The organism is Halalkalibacter lacteus (assembly GCF_036663595.1).
GTDB classification, from domain to species: Bacteria; Bacillota; Bacilli; order Bacillales; family Bacillaceae_D; genus Halalkalibacter; species Halalkalibacter lacteus.
The window spans coordinates 1-247 of the sequence record NZ_JAWRVL010000372.1 but is presented as its reverse complement, the minus strand read 5'-3'; the positions used below and the strand labels follow the sequence as shown (position 1 = coordinate 247).

Genomic DNA, 247 nt, shown 5'->3' with positions numbered 1-247 from the left:
CCCGGGCGAGTGCTTCTCCGTGGGCGCGCTGCTCGAGCACCGGCCCGTCGCGTCGCCCTACATCGCCGGCAGCGACGTGTTCTGCTACCAGCTGCCGGCCGCGGATTTCGAGCCTCTGCTCGAGCGCAGCCCGCGCTTCAGGGCATTCGCGACCCGCTACCTCGGCAGTCTCCTGCGCGAGTCGCGGCGGCTCCTTTCCATGCACCACGCCAGCCTGGCCACCGAGCAGCAGGCGATGGGCCGCACC

General features: G+C 72.1%; 1 protein-coding gene. It reads left to right on the top strand.

The window, feature by feature from the left end:
- Window positions 1-247, top strand: a 247-nt coding sequence (locus tag SAZ04_RS22695) for a cyclic nucleotide-binding domain-containing protein (protein ID WP_332699997.1), incomplete at both ends; no start/stop codon positions are given.